This is a genomic window from Caldibacillus thermoamylovorans, assembly GCF_000751775.1.
GTDB classification, from domain to species: domain Bacteria; phylum Bacillota; class Bacilli; order Bacillales; family Caldibacillaceae; genus Caldifermentibacillus; species Caldifermentibacillus hisashii.
On the sequence record NZ_CCRF01000036.1, the window covers coordinates 1 to 19545 of the forward strand.

Below are 19545 nucleotides of genomic sequence, written 5' to 3' on the forward strand. Positions count from 1 at the left end.
TAGTTTATAATATTCCGCAGTAGCTCAGTGGTAGAGCAATCGGCTGTTAACCGATCGGTCGTAGGTTCGAATCCTACCTGCGGAGTCATTTGGAGAGCTGTCCGAGTTGGTCGAAGGAGCACGATTGGAAATCGTGTAGGCGGCTAAAAGCTGTCTCAAGGGTTCGAATCCCTTGCTCTCCGCCATACATAGTTATGACTACCGGCCCCTTGGTCAAGCGGTTAAGACACCGCCCTTTCACGGCGGTAACACGGGTTCGAATCCCGTAGGGGTCACCATTTGGAGGTTTAGCTCAGCTGGGAGAGCACTTGCCTTACAAGCAAGGGGTCGGCGGTTCGATCCCGTCAACCTCCACCATATAATTATACTCTTTACAGGACAGAACAACGGGCATTGTATTTTTCCTGCACCAATTTCGCAAACATCTTGGATTACCATCTGAAATAGCGACAGTCTGGTGCTAATTTAGACCATAGAGTATATTAAATAAATAATATTATCGCGGGGTGGAGCAGTCTGGTAGCTCGTCGGGCTCATAACCCGAAGGTCGTAGGTTCAAATCCTATCCCCGCAATTTGGTCCGGTAGTTCAGCTGGTTAGAATGCCTGCCTGTCACGCAGGAGGTCGCGGGTTCGAGTCCCGTCCGGACCGCCATTTCATAAATATTGTTCATAAATGATTTAATATTAGTTGAACTAAAATTTAAAAAACCTTATAATTTTTATAGCTAATCAAACTTATATAGATTAAGATCAGCAAATCAACATTTTAAATATTGCTTGTCCTAACAGTTTGTATAGCATGGTTTAAAGTAGGGTTGAACCGAAGGGATATATGCAATAAGGCTTAGCAGATTAGTCGGTAGAACAAAGGATTGAAAATGCAATTTTGAAATTACATCACCTTATCAATCGAACTGTTTCTTGAATAAGCTTTCTGAAATGAGAACATAGGATACAATCGATTAATATTAATAAGGCTCGGTAGCTCAGTCGGTAGAGCAAAGGACTGAAAATCCTTGTGTCGGCGGTTCGATTCCGTCCCGAGCCACCATAATGTAATTTCCCAGTCTAACACAATTGTTAAAGAGGGCAAAGGATTTCATAACATAACAACGGGTCAGATTGTCCCATAAAACTTTATTGAGAGAATTAGAAGAGTAACAAAAAAGTTGAAGATTGTATAGTAAAACAATAATAATGCCGGCCTAGCTCAATTGGTAGAGCAACTGACTTGTAATCAGTAGGTTGGGGGTTCAAGTCCTCTGGCCGGCACCATTCATTTATTATATGGAGGGGTAGCGAAGTGGCTAAACGCGGCGGACTGTAAATCCGCTCCCTCAGGGTTCGGCGGTTCGAATCCGTCCCCCTCCACTTGTTTTAGGGGCATAGTTTAAAGGTAGAACAGAGGTCTCCAAAACCTCCAGTGTGGGTTCGATTCCTGCTGCCCCTGCCATAATTTTATTAGTAATGGCGGTCGTGGCGAAGTGGTTAACGCATCGGATTGTGGCTCCGACATTCGTGGGTTCGATTCCCATCGATCGCCCCATTATATAACTTTATTGGGCTATAGCCAAGCGGTAAGGCAACGGACTTTGACTCCGTGATGCGCTGGTTCGAATCCAGCTAGCCCAGCTGTGCGGAAGTAGTTCAGTGGTAGAACACCACCTTGCCAAGGTGGGGGTCGCGGGTTCGAATCCCGTCTTCCGCTTCAAATATGGCGGCATAGCCAAGTGGTAAGGCAGAGGTCTGCAAAACCTTTATCACCGGTTCGAATCCGGTTGCCGCCTCCAATTTTGCCGATGTGGCGGAACTGGCAGACGCGCACGACTCAAAATCGTGTTCCCTTGTGGAGTGTGGGTTCGACTCCCACCATCGGCACTCATAATATTATTGAAGAGGTTTAAACTACTTTAGTAAAGTTTAAACTTCTTTTTTTTATGCCTAATAGATGACTTGACTTCGAGTTGTGGATTTTAAGTCTCTATATTAAATGTGATGGTGTGGGGAAGGTTACTAAGATTTCCTGAAAACTATGTATGAAAGAATGAACAAGGAAGGGAAACATAGAGCCGTTTTTACTAGCCTATTTTCCTTCAAAAATTAGTTAAAAAGATATATAGACCATATGTTCGTATTTATGTTATAATTATTTCAGCAATTAGTTTGGTAATCTCAAGGGTGGTCAGCATTACCCCGTAATGGAAGGGGGCGATGCCTATGATGACAACGTTTCAAGCTTTAACGCTAATGATCGCATTTGGCTGCTTGATAGTATCTGTCATATCTCTAATAAACAAAAAGTAATCCACCCTTGAGACCGTCAGCAACTTTAGGTGGATTACTACTTATTACGCTGATACCCTTCTTGTAGGGACCAACGATTGCTTCGACCGTGAGTGTTACCAGCACCCACGGTCTTTTTTAATATATGCTATTTATTATCTATATTATAACTGAATTTACTTAAACTGACAAATAGTGATCGAAAAAAATCGCTCACTAATGAAGAGGCTAAAATTTTTGCCCAAAAATAATTTGCTCATACTGTAATCTTGTAAACAACGTATCAGAATCAATATTTCTACCTGTATTTTTGACATTTAACGGTATTGGAATATCAATAGTAAATCGAGTAAAGCATCTTATTGTGAAAGAATTATGCCAAGAGGGGGAATAACTAAACTGAATGGCTGTATTCAGTAAAGAGAGGATGGGGTGTATGAAATTCTTTGGAGCTAATATGTTAATTATCGTTCTAATTTTATCAGGTTGTGCAGAAAATGAAGGGATAGCAGAAGAAAATGATGCTAATGTATATATGAATGTTTCGAGTTCATCAGAAGTTCCTAAATACTTAAGGGCTGATGAAACTCCGACTTATCCTGTTGGCAGTCAAGTTATTATAAATGCTAATCATATGCCAGGAATGGAAGGAGCAACAGCAACGATAGTAGGAGCGTATAAAACAACGGCATACAAAGTCACATATATTCCGAAAACGGTAGGTGATCCTGTGAAACATTATAAATGGGTGATCCATGAAGAAATCGGTAATGCTGGGATCGCCCCATTTGAACCTGGTGATCATGTTTTATTACATGTTGATCATGCGGAAGGAATGGATGGGGCAGGAGCAACAATTGAATCGGCAAAACCAACAACTGTTTATATGGTGAATTTTTTAAATACCAAAACAGGTAGTGAAGTGAAAAATTATCAATGGGTGACGGAAGATGAACTATCACTCATGAAAAAATGAATGGGAAAAGCTAATTCGTTGCACAGAGGTCAAGTGTCTGCCATCAAAAAATTCATATTTATACGTTAGCGCACTGGGGAACAGGCAAATTCATTTGGTTATCCCACAGTTAACGGCATGTCAAGACTCCCACCTCAAAAATTCGAGTTAATTAAGAAGATGGTGGGAGATTAAACTGCTCGTAAAGGTCCAATTTGTTCACATACAATCAGTGTATATGTTTCATTTTATTAGCTTAAATTTTCTGGATGTTGGTGTTTCTAGTAATACATTTCCAACAAAGATACAAATCCGATGTAGTGTGAAATTTTACGATTTAAGGCAACTACGGGATTGCTCTTTCCTAAGAGCTCGGTATTCGCCGATTTTCCTTTATCAAAGAGTAGAGTAAAAGACTTGATGTAATGAAAAATAATCCAAGGAAAAGGACAGAATCAATGATATTCGTCGGATCTACCGGATTAACGAGATTCATAATCGCCTGTTTTAGAAACGTATACATTTGCGGGATGATATAGAAAATGAGTAAAGTTATCATGAGCATACCACCAATAATATAGAAGATGCTGTAAACTTTCACGATCCTTGTTTCATTTTCGAATAGTTCCTGTCCTTTATCTCTACTAGTTGAAAATAGCTGCCTTAAATAGGTCTTGCTGTTTTCCAGAAGATTATAACAACCCGAGGAGTTTTCAAAAATATAGTAGATATCGGTTTTCATAAAAAAACAACATTGATAAATCGCTTTATAGAACAAGTCAAGAATAATAAAGTTAAGAATCCCTGATAAAATAGGATCCCGAACAGTAATAAAAAGCTTGATTAAGAGTACAATAAACAGAATAAACTGTTCAAAGTACAATCCAGCTATATATAAAGTATTTCGCTCTTTAGGGGAAAGTCTCCATGCATATGTTAAGTCAGTTTCGAAAACAACCAAAAAGAACCGATGGCCAACACCGAGTTTTGCGGGCAAATTAAACGAACGCGCCGCTAGTACATGACCAAATTCATGGATAACAAGCATGACAAGCGAAATAAAAGAAAATGTAACCATATTAAAGATAAGTGAATCAAACAAAAATAAATCTTCATAATAAGGTATAAGCTCCGTGTTAGTTAGAAAAAGCAGTAGGTTTATCATGATGAGGCAAATAAATATCATATTGGAATGTTTATGAAAAAACAGCCGGCTAAAGCGGGGAGAAATCCATGAAAAACCGGACATTAATAAATTTGATTTTTCTACTTTAAGTTCAATTCCGTCGATTTCTTTGACAAGTCCAAAGTCAATCAATTGTTTGGCAAAATTAATTACATCAACTTCTTCATCCGGATATAACCGTTTCAGCTCAGCTTCAATTTGGCCAAGTGTCCATTTTTGGTTAATAAACTCGATGGCATCCACACAAATTTTAGGCATTTCATAGAAGTCCCCTGAAATAGTATCCTCGATAATATAGTTTTTTTTATCTTTTTTTATTGATACTGGATATAATTTCAATATAGTGTTCAAGGTTAAGTTCATGATTTCACCACCGAGTTTTTTCAATTGGATTTTGTTTAAAAATAGCGATTTTCTATGGGTGCTGGACAAAGATGGCCAACACCCATAGAAAATTAACGTAGGGGCCATGGAATATGAGAACACCACCAACATGTTGTTTTAACTTTTTTAAGTTTGCGGATTTTCATTTATAACACCTCCTTTTATGTTGTTTTTATAATTATAAGAATCATAGACTTTTATCCATGATGGATAAACTTTAATAAAAAGCTCTACCAATTGCGGATCAAATTGAGTGCCTTTTCCTTCTAATACTCGATTATAGGCTACTTGAAGCGGTAAGGCAGAGCGATAAGACCTTGAAGAAGTCATTGCATCAAAAGCGTCTGCAATCGCAGTAATTCTTGCGGCAAGTGAAATGGTGTCTCCTTTTAAACCAATAGGATACCCTTTACCGTCCCAACGCTCGTGATGATGTAATATTACATCCATAAAATCAGCAATCCCCTCCACATCCTCCACAGCTTTAGCACCGACGATGGGATGGGTTTTGATTAATTCGAATTCTTCTTTCGTAAGTTTGCCCGGTTTTGTCAATATTGTATCAGGAATATTAACCTTGCCGATATCATGTAATAAACAGGCATAGTAAAATGATTTTAATTCGTCATCATTGAATTGATTGGATTCTTTAGCGAGAATTTGTGCATATTCCGCAACTCTTTCGCTATGTCCCCGAGTATACGGATCTTTCAGTTCTAAAGTGGTAATAATTCCCTTAACAATGCCATCTAATTGTTGGTTATAGCCAGTTTTTACTGCTTCCACATAACTTAAAAAACGGTGGAGAATGATAAAGGAAATAATTCCTAGAATAAATACTAGAATAGATGGTATAGAAACAATAGAGTCTTTCAAAATTATTCCAGTGATTAATAGTTTAGCAATTGTACCGGTAAAAATTATGTAAAAATATTTTTTATTAATAAATATAGGCGAAAAAATAATAATAACGATTTCAACTATATTTCCTGAAGTATACGGCAAGTTATTCCAATTGTAATATATAATATCTATGATTCCGCCTATAATTGTATAATTAAAAAAGTAGATATACTTTATATAACCAGGTTTATTTCTTTTTAACAAGATAATAGAGATTGGGAGCAGAATAGTTAATATTAAGTACATAAAGTAATTTAATACATTAAATGGTAGATGGGTGAACCATGGTAATTTCGGTAAAAAATAGTAATATACTAAATCATATGAAAAATATAAAACATAGAATATATATAAAAACCAAATCGTTGCTCGTCTTTCTTCATATAACAACGAGACTTTTAGTGTTTTTTTTTGCATAATGGTGCTCCTCTAATTTCTACACTATATTAAAAATTATACAATATTAGGACAATCATGTCGATTATTAAGTACAATTTTTTGTCGGTAATTGTCATTTGTTTATCTGTTATCTGCAATCCTAGAAGTTGGGCGTGTTTCAAATGATATACCCGTTGGCCTAAATCTCGGTCAGTCCTCCTTTGCCGCTTAAAATTTGTTTACCATCTTCATCAAAACGATGCTAATTGTACCAAATAATATTGAAGAAGGAGCAAAAATCATCACGTAGGATCAAATCCTGCTGGTAAAATGGTCTTATTTCTCCAAAATTCAAACAATTTATATGCCACCAAGATTGCTTCAACGAGGAAAATAAATAGGGAAGGGCAGCCTCAAGTCACTGCTTCTACGTTACGAAAATATAAATCTCTTTATAAGGAAGCCATTCAACCAAAATAGTAAAGCTTTAACGTGATTAATTTGATATAAAGTAACATTTTAAATGTATGAAAATTATTTACTGTTTTCATTGTTCATTGTAATATAAACATAAAATTACTGCTAATGTAGTAATATTTTATAATGAAATTTTTTAAAATGATTATTTATAAGGGGAGTTTTTGGGAGGGATAAAATGAAGATTGAAAAGACGAATGAAAAATTGCTTTGGGTACCCTCACCGGAATTTAAAGACAATTCGAACATGAGGGAATTCATGATATGGTTGGGGAAAACAAGGGGGTTAAAATTTGAAGAGTATCATGAATTGTGGAATTGGTCCGTAACTGATATCGAAGGGTTTTGGTCGGCCATTTGGGACTTTTTCAAAATAAAGTCATCTAAGCCCTATGATGAGGTTATATCAGGTGGGAAAATGCCGGATGTAAAATGGTTTTTAGGGTCATCATTAAATTATGCCGAGCATGTTTTTCGCAATGAAGACCCTGAAAATGTGGCTGTCATCTATGAATCCGAAACACGTCCTTTAGGGGAATTAACTTGGGCAGAACTGAAAAAAACTACTGCTTCCATCGCACAACATTTAAAGTCGATTGGCATTAAGCCCGGGGATCGAGTCGTGGCCTACACACCGAATATTCATGAAACATTATCGGCATTTTTAGCATGTGCCAGCATCGGTGCCGTTTGGTCAAGCTGTGCACCGGAGTTTGGTATGAAAAGTGTTATTGATCGGTTTAAGCAGATTGAGCCAAAGGTATTGATTACGGTCGATGGATATAAATATGGCGGAAAGGAATACGATAGGCTTGAACTGGTCAAACAAATTCAAGCGGAGTTGCCGACATTAAATGAAACGATAATAATTCCTTATCTTAAAGATCAGCCGGATATGTCCGGGTTAAAGAATGCAACCCAATGGGATAAGATTTTAAAAGAAAATGCTCGGGCTCAGTTAACTTTTGAACATGTTCCTTTTGACCATCCTTTATGGATTTTATATTCATCAGGAACAACCGGAAAGCCAAAAGGGATTGTGCAAAGTCAAGGCGGCATATTAATAGAACACTTGAAATTCCTGATGCTGCAATCGGATTTGAAAAAGGGTGATCGGTTTTTTTGGTATACAACGACTGGCTGGATGATGTGGAATGTGGTTGTTGGAGGGTTGCTTACCGGTGCATCCGTTGTTTTATATGATGGGAATCCCGGCTATCCAAATTATGAAACATTGTGGAAGTTTGCAGAATCAGCCAAAATTGCCACATTCGGGACAAGTGCCAGCTTTATTATGGCTTGTGTAAAAGCAGGCGTGAAACCAAAGGAACAATTTGATTTATCCCATTTAAAGAGCATTGGTTCAACCGGTTCTCCACTTCCTGAAAAAGGATTTGAATGGGTGTATGAACATGTTAAAGAAGATGTATGGCTGTTTTCGACAAGTGGCGGTACAGATGTCTGCTCAGCTTTTCTCGGACCATGTCCATTGCTTCCGGTTTATTCAGGAGAATTGCAAGCGCGTGCATTAGGAGCAGATTTGAAAGCGCTTAATGACAATGAAGAAGAAGTCATTGAAGAAATCGGTGAGCTTGTGATTAAGAAACCGATGCCCTCTATGCCAATTTATTTTTGGAATGATGTGGACGGTAAACGTTATAAAGAAAGTTACTTTGATGTTTTTCCGGATGTTTGGCGGCATGGTGATTTTGTGAAATTTACACATAGGGGAAGCTGCATCATCTATGGACGGTCCGATGCAACGATTAACCGTGGTGGCATTCGAATGGGGACAAGTGAAATTTACAGTGCGCTTGAAAGTATTCCCGAAGTAGATGATAGTTTAATCGTGGATATCCCGTTGGATGAGGAGCGTTCTTATATGCCGCTATTTATCGTGTTAAAGCCCGGGATTGAACTTTCAAACGAACTGAAAGCACGAATCAATCAAACGATTCGTCAAAACTGCTCACCTAGGCATGTGCCGGATGAAATTTATTCTGTGAATGAAGTTCCGAAAACGTTGAATGGCAAGAAGCTAGAAGTGCCCATTAAAAAAATTTTGATGGGTGTACCTGTGGAAAAGGCAGTGAACAAAGGATCATTGGCAAATCCGGATTCGTTAAATTACTTTATTCAATTTAAAAAAGAGTCATAGGGACAGGTACCTTGTCTCAGAACCGAACAGTGCTTGAAACTGTTCGGTATGTGAATACTAAAAGAAAGCCCGCGTAAAAATACTCCGTGGGCTTTTTTTAGCTAATAGGAAAGTGGAAATTTTTCAATTTCTACTTTCCTAACGCATAAGTGCAACTACGGCTCTGCCATCGCCTTAAGGCTCGCCAGTCGCCGAGTTTTCTTTATATTTCCAAATATAATTTTATAAAAACGGGACTTTTTCCATATATCAATCGTCTAATGAAAAAATACAGAAAGGATGAGAAGGAGTGGAACGCCGAGTAGAGGACTTTATTTTTCGCGGAACGGATGAAGAAGCCATCGTTTACATTATTGATTACTACGGAGAGGGAATTAAGCGACTGATTTTCACGTATGTAAAAAATTACGCTCAAACTGATGATCTTTTTCAAGACTTTTTGCTAAAAGTTTATCAAAATATTGGACAGTTTCAAGGGAAATCCTCCTTGAAAACATGGCTTTATCGGATTGCCATTAATACATGTAAAGATTATTTACGTTCGCCCATCAACCGTATATTTTCGCCGGGCATAAAATCTGATTTGATAAAAACTTCACAATCCGCAGAAACCCAGGTTCTGAAAAAAGAATATTATCAGCAACTTGCTCAATGTATTTTTTCCCTGCCTATCAAATATCGGGAAATATTGGTTTTGCGGTTTTACCAAGATTTTACCATTAAAGAAATTAGTGAGGCTGTAGGAATACCGGAATCCACGGTCCGGACAAGAATTATGCGTGGGAAGAAAAAAATACAGGAACAGTTAGGGGGCGATGGTTTTGAAGAATTCGAATGAGCAATTAAAAATGGCCATGGATGAAATCATTGGAATAGAACCTTTAGTTCGGGAAGAGGATAAAACGAAATTTTTGATGAAAGTGCACAAGAAACAAAAAACGTACTTAGTCCCAAAACTTTTAACGGCACTACTTTTCATCGGATTGGCAGGGTGGCTATTATTCCTTGCACTGAATTCCGGCGGACTGCAACAAGCATCTCCGGCCGATAAAAATATAAAAACGATTGAAACGGTCTTAAACCAAATGCTCACGGGACCAAGTAAGGAATTCTCAAAGGCAGTGGATGCTTGGGAAAATGCAGTGCCCGATACAGGGGAGGGAGTCAATTCCGGAATTATCACATCCACCCCGGATCCATTGAGGCAATATACAGACAAATATTTTAAACCGTATTTTACAGAAGAAGGATTAACAGATTATATAAATACGAGCGGTTTGACATTTCTCATGCAAGCAGATTGGTACGGGTATGTGCTTAAAGTGAATGATTTGAAGATAGAAAAATTAGAAATGGAAGGAAATTATTATGATTTTACAGTCACAGTTAGCTTTCAAAAAACTGGCAGTGATCAACAAAATACTGCCAAAGTGACCGGCCAAATTAACATTAATGACGAAGGAAAAATCCAAGTGTTTAGTATGTTTGGTGATGGCGGTTTATTGGAAAAAATGACAGAGGGGCGGTAATGCCTTCGTGCCAGAGGGACAGGCACTGCGATCCAGAATCAATGGGAAAGAACTGGGGAAAAGGTTCTGTCCCCATGGATTTCACAGAAAATCAGTGCCTGCCCCTCTGTATGTTCATACGTAAACATTGAGGAACAGGCACTATTATTAGGCTATATTCGGTCAAGAAATCTGTCCCCTATTTCGCAATTTGTCCAACGTCAATGACAAATTCGGCACCGGTTACAAAGCGTGATTCATCAGAAGCCAGATATACGGCACCATAGGCGATATCTTCCGGTAAAATGGAATAAACAATTGACTAATATAGTGAGAGGTGCTCTTTAAATATAGCAGGTGATAGACCTAGGTTAAGTCTATGGACTATTTATGACACTATCAGACTTTTTTCGCCCCGGATCTTCTTACTTGAAATTATAAAGCGCTTTCAAAACTTTTGTAATCATTTTCTGAAATACTCATTACGGAATATTTTATTAAATGAACGCATAGTGTCATAGTAAGGCTTCAGTAAGCTTAATAGTTTTAATGGTTTTTTATATTTACTAAAAAAGGGGTGATATATTTGAAAGCGTTAACGGGATTTTTTGACCGGCTGGTGCAGCGTTATCTTCCGGATGCCTTTCTTTTTGCTATTATCCTTACCTTTCTTGTTTTTGTAATCGGCATCATTTTTACCGATAGTGGTCCGGTTGACATGATTAATCATTGGGGAACCGGATTTTGGGATTTGCTTGCCTTTACCATGCAGATGGCCTTGGTAGTTGTAACCGGTTATATTTTAGCCAATGCGCCGGCGATCAAGAATTTCCTTGCCGGATTGAGTAAACTAGCAAAAACACCCGCTCATGCGATTATGCTTGTGACTTTTGTTTCTGCAATCGCATGTTTAATCAACTATGGATTTGGACTGGTCGTTGGTGCATTGTTTGCAATCCATGTGGCTAAGCAAGTACCTTCTGCAGATTTTCGTATTTTAGTAGCTGGAGCATACAGCGGATTTCTCGTTTGGCATGGAGGATTGTCCGGCTCCATTCCGTTATCGATTGCAACACCGGGTCATTTTTTGGAAAAGGAAATGGGAACGATCCCGGTAAATGAAACATTATTTAGTCCATCAAATCTTTTTATTGTTGCAGCTTTGGTTTTGACATTGCCGATATTTAATCGGTTCCTGATGAAAAATGCTGACTCGCTTAATCAAGATCGTTCAAAATGGACCGTGCCTGATGATGAAGTCGAACCTGTCCAAAAAGCTCCTGGAACACCTGCCGAAAAGCTTGAAAATAGTAGGATTATATCGTTATTAATTGGCGTAATGGGGCTGGCCTATATTTTCTATCACTTTGCAACGAAGGGTTTTGATTTAAATATTAATATTGTCAACTTTATCTTCCTATTTTTAGGAATTTTGCTTCACAACACACCTAGGCAATTCCTAAATACCGTATCAAATGGTGTTAAAAATGCGGGTGGGATTATCATTCAATTTCCGCTATATGCTGGGATCATGGGAATGGTGACGTTATCCGGCCTATCTGAACAAATTGCTTTATGGTTTGTCTCCTTAGCCAATGAACATACGTTGCCTTTCATTTCTTTTGTAAGTGGTGGTATCATTAATGTTTTTGTCCCTTCAGGAGGTGGACAATGGGCCGTACAGGGTCCAATTATGATTGATGCTGCAATGGCGATTAATGCTGATGTTGCCAAAACAGCAATGGGTGTTGCTTGGGGAGATGCTTGGACAAATATGATTCAGCCGTTTTGGGCATTGCCTGCCTTAGCAATTGCGGGGCTTCATATTCGGGATATCATGGGTTTTTGTGTCATGATTTTGCTTTATAGCTTTATCCCGATTTCCATTGGTTTTCTATTTTTCTAATATAATGGGCAAACAGAAAAGAGGCTTGTGGGTTTCCGTTTGCTTTTTTAAAAGATAAGAAAGTATAAAAATACAAGTAAATAACTTGGAATTAGTTTTATTGTCTAGCTCCGAGCGCCAGCGACTGAGAAACTAACTCCCCCTTTAATGTGCTCATGCGCCATAGCCTATTCGAGGAAGCGGATGTTCAGCTCGTCGCAAAGCGGGCGCTCTGCGCTTTTCTTACGTTAACGTACAAAAGCTACTTCTTTATGAACCGAACCTACGTAAGAGGAAAAATCTACAAAATTATCTTTATCACTATTACTAAGTCTGTTAAAAGCATAATCTGTATTTGAAGTAAAAATATAATGTCTAAGAGGTGCATCATTTAGTTGCACCTCTTTTCGATTTTCCCATGGACGTCCGCAGCTCACCGGTACGTTTTGATTCACTAAACACTTTTTCCAAACGGTATCTGTCTCTCAATACGTTAATTTATTAGTTTTGAAAGACAGGCACTATTCGGCGGAGATAATTAGTCATTTAAATTTTTCATTGGGAATTGAGGAATTTTAAATTACATTGATGCCTGTCCCCGTGACCCTCCCTATCAAAAAATTTTTAAAAGTCTTATGTTCATTTTGCAAAAGGGAATCTATAACACTAATAAAAGGATAATTACAAGGGGGAGTCGAAAATGAGCAAGCTATTAATCAATGAAAGTCCAATTTTAGTTCTACCGACATTAGCGAAAAAGATTGGACTGAATCAGGCGCTGTTTATCCAACAACTTCACTACTGGCTGGCAGATAGCAAGCATACATACGATGGGTATCAATGGGTGTATAACACATACGAGGATTGGCACAGGCAGTTTCCATTTTGGTCCACGAGTACAATCCGGAGAATTATTGGGAAGCTTGAAAGGGAAGGTTTAATCGTTTCCGGAAATTATAATCGTTTTAAGATGGACAAAACCAAATGGTATCGGATTAATTACGAGTATTTGGAGTCGCTGATGGATGAGGATGCGCAACTTTCCGACCTTTGCAGCAAGCGGACTGACACAAGCGACCCAACCGAGCAGCATAACGGCACACACACGGACGCTTCGAACAGTCAAAATCGAATCAATTTAGGCAAGGCATCGACGCAGAACAATCTGACGGATCAAAACGCACCGAGTATCGATAAGCAACCTGACCAAACGAATGCAAATGTAAGCAAACCGACGAACCAATCGGATACCAACTTAAGCAAACGGACAAACCAATCGGATACCAACTTAAGCAAGCCCACGAACCAAAATGGTGCTAACTTAGGCAATCCGACAAATCAAACTGGCACCAATTTAACCAATCACACTGACCAAACGGTGACCAAATTGACTAAACACAACGACCAAAATAATTCCAACTTGACCATATCGGGTGAGCAAGCGGGACAGTACATAGTTCCAAACTTAACTAATCACACGTATCAAAATAAATTCAACTTGACCACATCGGGTGAGCAAGCTGGTCAGTACGTGGGTGCAAGCTTAGCACTAGCACGAACAAACATAACCAAAGCAATACCAGAGACTACTTCAGAGACTACCCCAGAGAAAAAAAGCGTAGTAATAGTTACGCACGCGCGCGCAGAAGAACAAAACCCATTTACATTTTTCGAACAAAACGGGTTTGGAACCATCAGTGGGTATCTTTTTGAAAAAATACAAGCGTGGTGTGAGGATTTGTCCCAAGAACTTGTTTTAGAAGCGATGAAAATAGCTGTCGAAAGCGGGAATAAAAATTGGAGTTACGTGGAAGGAATTCTTCGCCGGTGGGTGGATAAAGGCTATCAAACCATCAATGAGGTTCGTGCCGCACAAAAGGAATATCGGGAACGACTGGACAAGAGCGCAAAACAAAAACCCCGAATGGAACGGGATATTCCAAGAAACTTTATTCTCGACATGGATGCCGGAGAAGACGAATAGATAGACAGGTCCCGCAGCCTACCTTAACAACATTGACTAAAAATGGGATGAGGGACCTGGCACTGTTCGGTTGAGATAATTAGACATTTAAACTTTTCATAGGGAATTGTGGAATTTTAAATTTCATCGATGTCTGTTCCCTGCACCTGCTCCCTGGGTCGAGGGATCGGTCCCTTTACCCCTTTATGCCAAGTTTACGGCAAGTCGAGCTGATTTTTTGGCAATCAATGGTTACAAAGAATGTTGAAATTGATAATAGAACTTAATGAAAGTATGAACGATTCTTTACAAAACAAAAAAAATCAAAAAAACAGTTGTTCTCTGACAGCACGTTGTCACATTAATATGATATGATAAATTTGAAAATTCCACAAACAGATCGGGGGCATAGTTTTGGAACGGCTTATTCGCTTACTCAGGATCATTCAATTAATCCAGTCACATCCGGGGGTTAAGGCAAAGGAATTGGCTGCTGTTTGTGAAACGACGGAAAGGACTATTTATCGGGATCTTGAACTATTAAGTGCAGCAAACATTCCGATTTCTAATGAAGGGAGGGGAAAAGGCTATAAATTTATTGGTAATTTTAAACATTATCCGATGAATTGGGATGAAGATGAATACAACTCGTTTCGCCTACTTCCCGCATTATTAGCTGAACAATATCAGACGAAAGTATTCCGTTCTGCCTATGAAAAAGTAATGGCAACCCATGCTGCTGAAAAGATTGAACGTAAAAAAGTCATTTCGGATTTCTCTAGGGTTATTCAAAATGGAAAATTACATAGTGAATTGAAAGAGCATACAATACTTTCTAAAATAACCGAAGCGGTTCTATCCATGCATACCATTGAAGCGGTTTATCATACACAAAGCAGAAATGCCACTACAAAGCGAAAACTCGATCCATATTTTCTTATCCCTCGAAACAATCGTTTATATGTCATCGGGTATTGCCATAAAAATAAAGGCATTCGAACTTTTCGTTTAAACCGCTTTCTTGATGTGGAAATTTTAGCCGAATCATTTATGAGAGATAATATCAATCTTGAAAAATATTTACAGTACACATGGTCTGTCATTCGAGGTGAGAAAAAAATCAATTTTAAAGTGAAATTCAGCAAAAATATCGCACGCTACATCAAAGAAGAATTCAATGTAAAACCAACCCTAACAGATCTTTCGGATGGCAGTCTGCTCTTTGAAGTGACACTGAATGACGATCTCGAATTTATCCAGTGGATTATGAAGTATGGTCCGGATGCAGAAATACTTGAGCCGGAAGAATATCGAAAGCGGTTAAAAGAAAGATTACGACAATGGGTTGAAATTTATAGAAGCTAACAGAAATTTAATTATGGAGATTGAATTTCAATAAATTACGAAAAGTTTTTAATTGAAGAAAAAATTGCCAATAAATAGTAAAGAAGAAAAGTGGAAAAAAATATGAAACGAAATGCGACAAACTATAGATTTTATCATTATGGAGAAGAGCTAGTGGAAAAGGTAATGCGAACTTTAGGAAATGATTTTCATCCTTAATACAATAAAACAGGTGTTACGTTTTATCGGGGAGCAAACCGAATCTTAAAAATAGTTAATAAAGTGAATAGTCTTAAAGTAGAATTTAATGTGCCGGTGACAAAAGTGGAAGGTCTTACTATCCTAACAAAAGAAGAAGCCAGAAAAAAAGATGGGTATGCCAATATATGAAGGAACAAGCTTGGACACTGTCATCAATCTCATTCAAGAGGCAAAGGATACGTTTATGAAAAAAGTATTAAGGGAAGATTATAGTATTCAAGAATAATAGCCAAACCACTTAAGAATGTTGGAAAAATATGACCAAATCAAATAGAAATGTCGACAAAGGAAATTACAGGAGGGGGTTTAATGAATGTATTTAAAGAAGGAAGTTCATTAAGTATGTTGAATCATGAGCTGGCAATGCGAATTCCAAAACACCAGTTATTAGGGGATTTACCATTATCTTTAAACGATTTTCACTATCTGGCTGCAAAACTAAAAGAATTATTTTTTGGAACTAAATTTCAGATTAATAATAAAAGTGAGTATGAAGAATGTTTTGCGGTATTTGTTGTCTTTTGTGCTGTTTATGAATATGATCAAAGAAAATTTTGGGAGCCAGTTGAAAAATATCTTGGAGAACTGGGACAATACAGCCGGACTGAACTGTATGATATTTTTTCACATGTATTAGAAAAATTCCACTTAAACAAATTTGAGAATGAAAGCGAAGAAGGGTTTAGATATGTAACTCCCATTCTATGTCACGCAGGTATCCCAATTAATGGGCTTGATAGCTATTTTGAGGCGATAAGTAATACGATTAATGATCCTTTTTATGATGATTTTGATGTCGATGATTATCTCGCTTATTTTAAAAATAAGGCTGAGGTTACAGTTAGAAGATATTTAAAATTAGCTGACAAGAGAGACGCATATAATTTTATTCAAAGCACACGAAAATTAATTTTATATGATTCGGATGATGAAGATGGTGAAATTGATACGGGAAACTATATCCGAATGATTGGACAAATTTCAAATTGGAAAGAAAAACCGAAAGTTAAGAAAAGCTTACAAGCAAGAAAAAAAGTTCAGATTACCGCACCTAAAGTAAAAATAGACCTTGAAGGAGTTGGGGTTTATTGTGAACTACCTCGTATCGTTGTCAAAGAATGTTATGATCCATACCTTATTTGGGAAATCTCAATGGATGGATCGACGTATTATATAAAAGCTGATTTTTTAATTAGAAATGGGGTTTTCGTATCTGAAGAAAAGATATATGCACTGAAGCCGGCCAACACATATATGATCACATTGAAAATTGATGATGAGGTTATTTCAAAATGGGATATACAAGGAGTAAATCATTCTTATATCGCCTTTGAACATAATGGGAATTTAATTAAAAAGCAAACACTTCCCAATTATTCCGTTATTTTAATATTAAAGAATAACCGTAAAATACTGGATAAGGGGAATTTACCGATATTTGAATTTCCGCAAATTCCTCTATGGTTTGATTACAATGTATATAGTATTGATTTATCAAATACCCAAGTACTGCGTTGTACACATTTCAATATTCCTGTAAACTCAGAAGATAAGCCTGTTCTTATCGGAGGAAAGACACTTTTTGATCAAGAAAATTCAAGAACCTATACTAAATTACCTAAAGTAAGGGTGCTGTGTAATAAGTGATGGAGATTGGCATTTAGTTATAAAATATCAATTTGAAAACACAGTGTTTCAGAAATTAAATGTAATTGTTAAATCCGGACATTCGGAAATCCTACTCAATGAATATATTGAAAAAGATGCTTTTGGCCAATATGAAATAAAAATCTGGAATAGAACCGGTTTTAATGAAAAGTTTTTCATAGAATTTGTTCCCAATAGTAAAATTTTATTTAATCAAAACGACTATTGGCCACATAATGTTTATGGTTATAAAAATAATATACAAACAATACAAACAAGTAAAGAAGTTGAAATAGACGTTTATAATGCAGAAAAAATTAATGAAATCAATAATGGTGACAACATAGTCTATAAATTTAAAACAAGGGAAAAAGATCGTTTCTTAATTGGCGAGTATAAATACTATTGTAATGGAAAAGTTTTTAAAACGCCTTTAAAATTGAGCATACTTCCAATTGCATGGGGAATTATTGAAGATGAAAATGAAGTTATTGAATACGTAAGCAAAATGTATACATTAACAAAGGAGGATTTTACCAATTCCACTGACCCATATTTATTATTTGCATTCGGTTTTCATCAATTCCAAGACATTCAAAAGATAAAATTACAATTAATAGATACGGACTTACAAATAATTTTGGAAAATGAATTTCAAATTGCATATAAGGAAGGTTTAAGAATACCATTAAATCCCTATTTATTTGAAATCCGGAATAATAATGGTGCTTCCCATTTGGACTACAATCTTTGGGTGTCATTAATAAATAGTGCTGAAGATATAGCGGCAAGTTTTATTGTAGCCCGTTTCCAAAATGAAATGGTGATTCGCAATTGCAAACTTACACAAATTGAAAATGAAGTGATTATTGACTGGGAGGAAGAAGGGACAAAGACCGGAAGAGAAATTGTCATGGTAAACTTTGTGAAACCTTGGCATCCCCCCTATCATTTTAAGGTTGATGATAAAAAGACTAGATTAAAAATAAATATTAATCATCTTAAACCGGGAATTTATAAGTTTTTAATCCAAAAAGAATCAGAAAACCTATTCTTTGATGAGATTGAAGCAGACATATGTACTTTGAGTAATTTCCAAAAAGGCATTATAAAAGGAAGAACAGAAGAAGATACCTCTCCTATGGAAAAAGTACTAAGCGAAATATTGAAAACGAGGTTTTTAAAAGCTAAAGTTACCAGTAAACGGTTATTAAAATTACAGAATGATATTAAAAATCTTTCAGTACAGATGCCGGAAGATATGAATATGTTATCTTATGCATATATTTTACACAACCGTTTCCCTCCAAAAAGGGTGGATAAACGAGTTATTTCAAAAATTTTTGATTCGGTGTTTGATTTATTTTTTGATAATAAAAATGAAGCATTTCGTTATGTTTTAGATAGTAAGTTTTCGAATGACTATAAAAAACAATTATTGCAAAAATGTTATTGTATCAATCTTACTTGTAAACCAAAAATCAATGAAATACAGATGCAAACGCTAGCTAAAGTCGATGAGGATGCATATGGATTTATTCAATTAATTCAATCAGAGAATAAAGTGTTTGGGTTAAATTGGGCAGGAATTTCTGATATACGTATTTTAAAAGAAGAAGATTTATTTGGTGAAGAAAACCATTCATTTCTTTCTGAGGAAAATCTAGGGAAAAATCTTTATATTGAGCAATACTTTCAATATCTTTATCAATCAATACAGCTTCCAAGAAACCTTTCAAAGAGTACGGCAGACTTTTTACGAGAATTCCAAAATCAACAAGATGTGCAAGAGACAAAAATTTTTGGCAAGACCAGGCTTCAATTACTTGTTGAATGGAGGGAACAAACAAAAAAAGATTTAAATCACGTGAAAGAACAATTGGTAGAAGTATTAAACATCTGTTCCGATACCCATTTAAAGAAACAATTTATGGATGTGTTTCAAGCATTATCGAAACGAAAAGAAGCTGATGAAATCGGATACTATATTGGTTTAATTGCATTATATGCCTCATTTATTCGCAACGGCCTAATGTCAGAAACGAAGGAGTTTCGAAAACTACTAGGCTATACTATCGAAAAATGTAACAAGTTATACTATCGCGATTCCATTATTATTGAATTATATATGCAAAAGGAGCGGGGATATACATGGGTTTAAATCCAATTACAACGACTAAAAAAATTAAAGAGGACTATGTCGAATACTTA

At 36.8% G+C, this 19545-nt stretch carries 12 protein-coding genes, 15 tRNA genes and 1 pseudogene; 25 read left to right on the forward strand and 3 right to left on the reverse strand.

Annotated features, from left to right (window positions below):
* The first annotated feature begins 13 nt into the window (after nt 1-13).
* From BT1A1_RS04960 to BT1A1_RS05035, 17 genes are all read left to right on the forward strand, one after another.
* A tRNA-Asn gene (locus tag BT1A1_RS04960) sits at nt 14-85 on the forward strand.
* 6 nt (nt 86-91) lie between these two features.
* Nucleotides 92-185 (forward strand) — tRNA-Ser (locus tag BT1A1_RS04965).
* Nucleotides 186-203: 18 nt separating this feature from the next.
* A tRNA-Glu gene (locus BT1A1_RS04970) sits at nt 204-278 on the forward strand.
* A 3-nt stretch (nt 279-281) separates the two neighbouring features.
* A tRNA-Val gene (locus BT1A1_RS04975) sits at nt 282-357 on the forward strand.
* 143 nt (nt 358-500) lie between these two features.
* Nucleotides 501-574, forward strand: a tRNA-Met gene (locus BT1A1_RS04980).
* Nucleotides 575-577: 3 nt separating this feature from the next.
* A tRNA-Asp gene (locus tag BT1A1_RS04985) sits at nt 578-654 on the forward strand.
* A gap of 323 nt (nt 655-977) precedes the next feature.
* Nucleotides 978-1053, forward strand: a tRNA-Phe gene (locus BT1A1_RS04990).
* Nucleotides 1054-1201: 148 nt separating this feature from the next.
* Nucleotides 1202-1277 (forward strand) — tRNA-Thr (locus tag BT1A1_RS04995).
* A 14-nt stretch (nt 1278-1291) separates the two neighbouring features.
* Nucleotides 1292-1373, forward strand: a tRNA-Tyr gene (locus BT1A1_RS05000).
* Between the two features lie 8 nt (nt 1374-1381).
* Nucleotides 1382-1455: transfer RNA gene (locus BT1A1_RS05005), tRNA-Trp, on the forward strand.
* A gap of 17 nt (nt 1456-1472) precedes the next feature.
* A tRNA-His gene (locus BT1A1_RS05010) sits at nt 1473-1548 on the forward strand.
* Nucleotides 1549-1562: 14 nt separating this feature from the next.
* A tRNA-Gln gene (locus BT1A1_RS05015) sits at nt 1563-1634 on the forward strand.
* A gap of 4 nt (nt 1635-1638) precedes the next feature.
* Nucleotides 1639-1710: transfer RNA gene (locus BT1A1_RS05020), tRNA-Gly, on the forward strand.
* An 8-nt stretch (nt 1711-1718) separates the two neighbouring features.
* A tRNA-Cys gene (locus BT1A1_RS05025) sits at nt 1719-1792 on the forward strand.
* Between the two features lie 5 nt (nt 1793-1797).
* A tRNA-Leu gene (locus BT1A1_RS05030) sits at nt 1798-1880 on the forward strand.
* 342 nt (nt 1881-2222) lie between these two features.
* Complete coding sequence (locus BT1A1_RS19635) at nt 2223-2306, forward strand: putative holin-like toxin (protein WP_227092351.1); 84 nt, start codon at nt 2223-2225, stop codon at nt 2304-2306.
* A gap of 415 nt (nt 2307-2721) precedes the next feature.
* Nucleotides 2722-3261 (forward strand): YdhK family protein, encoded by a 540-nt coding sequence (locus tag BT1A1_RS05035; protein WP_034768738.1) that lies wholly within the window; start codon nt 2722-2724, stop codon nt 3259-3261.
* Nucleotides 3262-3604: 343 nt separating this feature from the next.
* On the opposite strand, the gene BT1A1_RS05040 is transcribed toward BT1A1_RS05035, so the two are convergent.
* Both BT1A1_RS05040 and BT1A1_RS05045 read right to left on the reverse strand, forming a co-directional pair.
* The gene (locus BT1A1_RS05040) at nt 3605-4789 is read right to left on the reverse strand and encodes a hypothetical protein (protein ID WP_034768781.1); all 1185 of its coding nucleotides are present in this window, start codon (nt 4787-4789) and stop codon (nt 3605-3607) included.
* Between the two features lie 147 nt (nt 4790-4936).
* Nucleotides 4937-6130: an HD-GYP domain-containing protein gene (locus BT1A1_RS05045; RefSeq protein WP_034768745.1), complete on the reverse strand. Its 1194-nt coding sequence runs from the start codon at nt 6128-6130 to the stop codon at nt 4937-4939.
* A gap of 616 nt (nt 6131-6746) precedes the next feature.
* Here BT1A1_RS05045 and BT1A1_RS05050 point away from each other — a divergent pair.
* From BT1A1_RS05050 to BT1A1_RS05060, 3 genes are all read left to right on the forward strand, one after another.
* Complete coding sequence (locus BT1A1_RS05050) at nt 6747-8726, forward strand: acetoacetate--CoA ligase (RefSeq protein WP_034768751.1); 1980 nt, start codon at nt 6747-6749, stop codon at nt 8724-8726.
* 289 nt (nt 8727-9015) lie between these two features.
* On the forward strand, nt 9016-9564 hold the full coding sequence (locus tag BT1A1_RS05055; RefSeq protein ID WP_051989012.1) for an RNA polymerase sigma factor: 549 nt from the start codon (nt 9016-9018) through the stop codon (nt 9562-9564).
* Nucleotides 9548-10255, forward strand: a complete 708-nt coding sequence (locus BT1A1_RS05060) for a hypothetical protein (RefSeq protein ID WP_034768752.1) — start codon at nt 9548-9550, stop codon at nt 10253-10255. The genes BT1A1_RS05055 and BT1A1_RS05060 overlap by 17 nt, the downstream gene beginning before the upstream one ends.
* Nucleotides 10256-10433: 178 nt before the next feature.
* On the opposite strand, the pseudogene BT1A1_RS18580 reads toward BT1A1_RS05060, so the two are convergent.
* A pseudogene (locus tag BT1A1_RS18580) lies at nt 10434-10535 on the reverse strand (SDR family oxidoreductase); the annotation flags it as partial.
* Between the two features lie 285 nt (nt 10536-10820).
* Here BT1A1_RS18580 and BT1A1_RS05065 point away from each other — a divergent pair.
* The 5 genes from BT1A1_RS05065 (at nt 10821) to BT1A1_RS05090 (ending at nt 19495) form a co-directional block, all read left to right on the forward strand.
* Nucleotides 10821-12140, forward strand: a complete 1320-nt coding sequence (locus BT1A1_RS05065; protein ID WP_034768753.1) for a short-chain fatty acid transporter — start codon at nt 10821-10823, stop codon at nt 12138-12140.
* A gap of 679 nt (nt 12141-12819) precedes the next feature.
* Nucleotides 12820-14103 (forward strand): DnaD domain-containing protein, encoded by a 1284-nt coding sequence (locus BT1A1_RS17370; protein WP_051989013.1) that lies wholly within the window; start codon nt 12820-12822, stop codon nt 14101-14103.
* Nucleotides 14104-14496: 393 nt separating this feature from the next.
* The gene (locus BT1A1_RS05080; RefSeq protein WP_231553293.1) at nt 14497-15447 is read left to right on the forward strand and encodes a helix-turn-helix transcriptional regulator; all 951 of its coding nucleotides are present in this window, start codon (nt 14497-14499) and stop codon (nt 15445-15447) included.
* Between the two features lie 549 nt (nt 15448-15996).
* Nucleotides 15997-17334, forward strand: coding sequence for a hypothetical protein (locus BT1A1_RS05085; RefSeq protein WP_034768756.1), 1338 nt, complete (start codon nt 15997-15999; stop codon nt 17332-17334).
* Nucleotides 17335-17377: 43 nt separating this feature from the next.
* Nucleotides 17378-19495: a hypothetical protein gene (locus tag BT1A1_RS05090; protein ID WP_034768758.1), complete on the forward strand. Its 2118-nt coding sequence runs from the start codon at nt 17378-17380 to the stop codon at nt 19493-19495.
* Nucleotides 19496-19545 lie beyond the last annotated feature (50 nt).

Excerpts from the sequence above, each read along its gene's own strand:
- BT1A1_RS19635 (WP_227092351.1), top strand. The coding sequence starts at position 2,223 with ATGACAACGTTTCAAGCTTTAACGCTAATGATCGCATTTGGCTGCTTG.
- BT1A1_RS05035 (WP_034768738.1), top strand. The coding sequence starts at position 2,722 with ATGAAATTCTTTGGAGCTAATATGTTAATTATCGTTCTAATTTTATCA.
- BT1A1_RS05040 (WP_034768781.1), bottom strand. The coding sequence starts at position 4,789 with ATGAACTTAACCTTGAACACTATATTGAAATTATATCCAGTATCAATA.
- BT1A1_RS05045 (WP_034768745.1), bottom strand. The coding sequence starts at position 6,130 with ATGCAAAAAAAAACACTAAAAGTCTCGTTGTTATATGAAGAAAGACGA.
- BT1A1_RS05050 (WP_034768751.1), top strand. The coding sequence starts at position 6,747 with ATGAAGATTGAAAAGACGAATGAAAAATTGCTTTGGGTACCCTCACCG.
- BT1A1_RS17370 (WP_051989013.1), top strand. The coding sequence starts at position 12,820 with ATGAGCAAGCTATTAATCAATGAAAGTCCAATTTTAGTTCTACCGACA.
- BT1A1_RS05085 (WP_034768756.1), top strand. The coding sequence starts at position 15,997 with ATGAATGTATTTAAAGAAGGAAGTTCATTAAGTATGTTGAATCATGAG.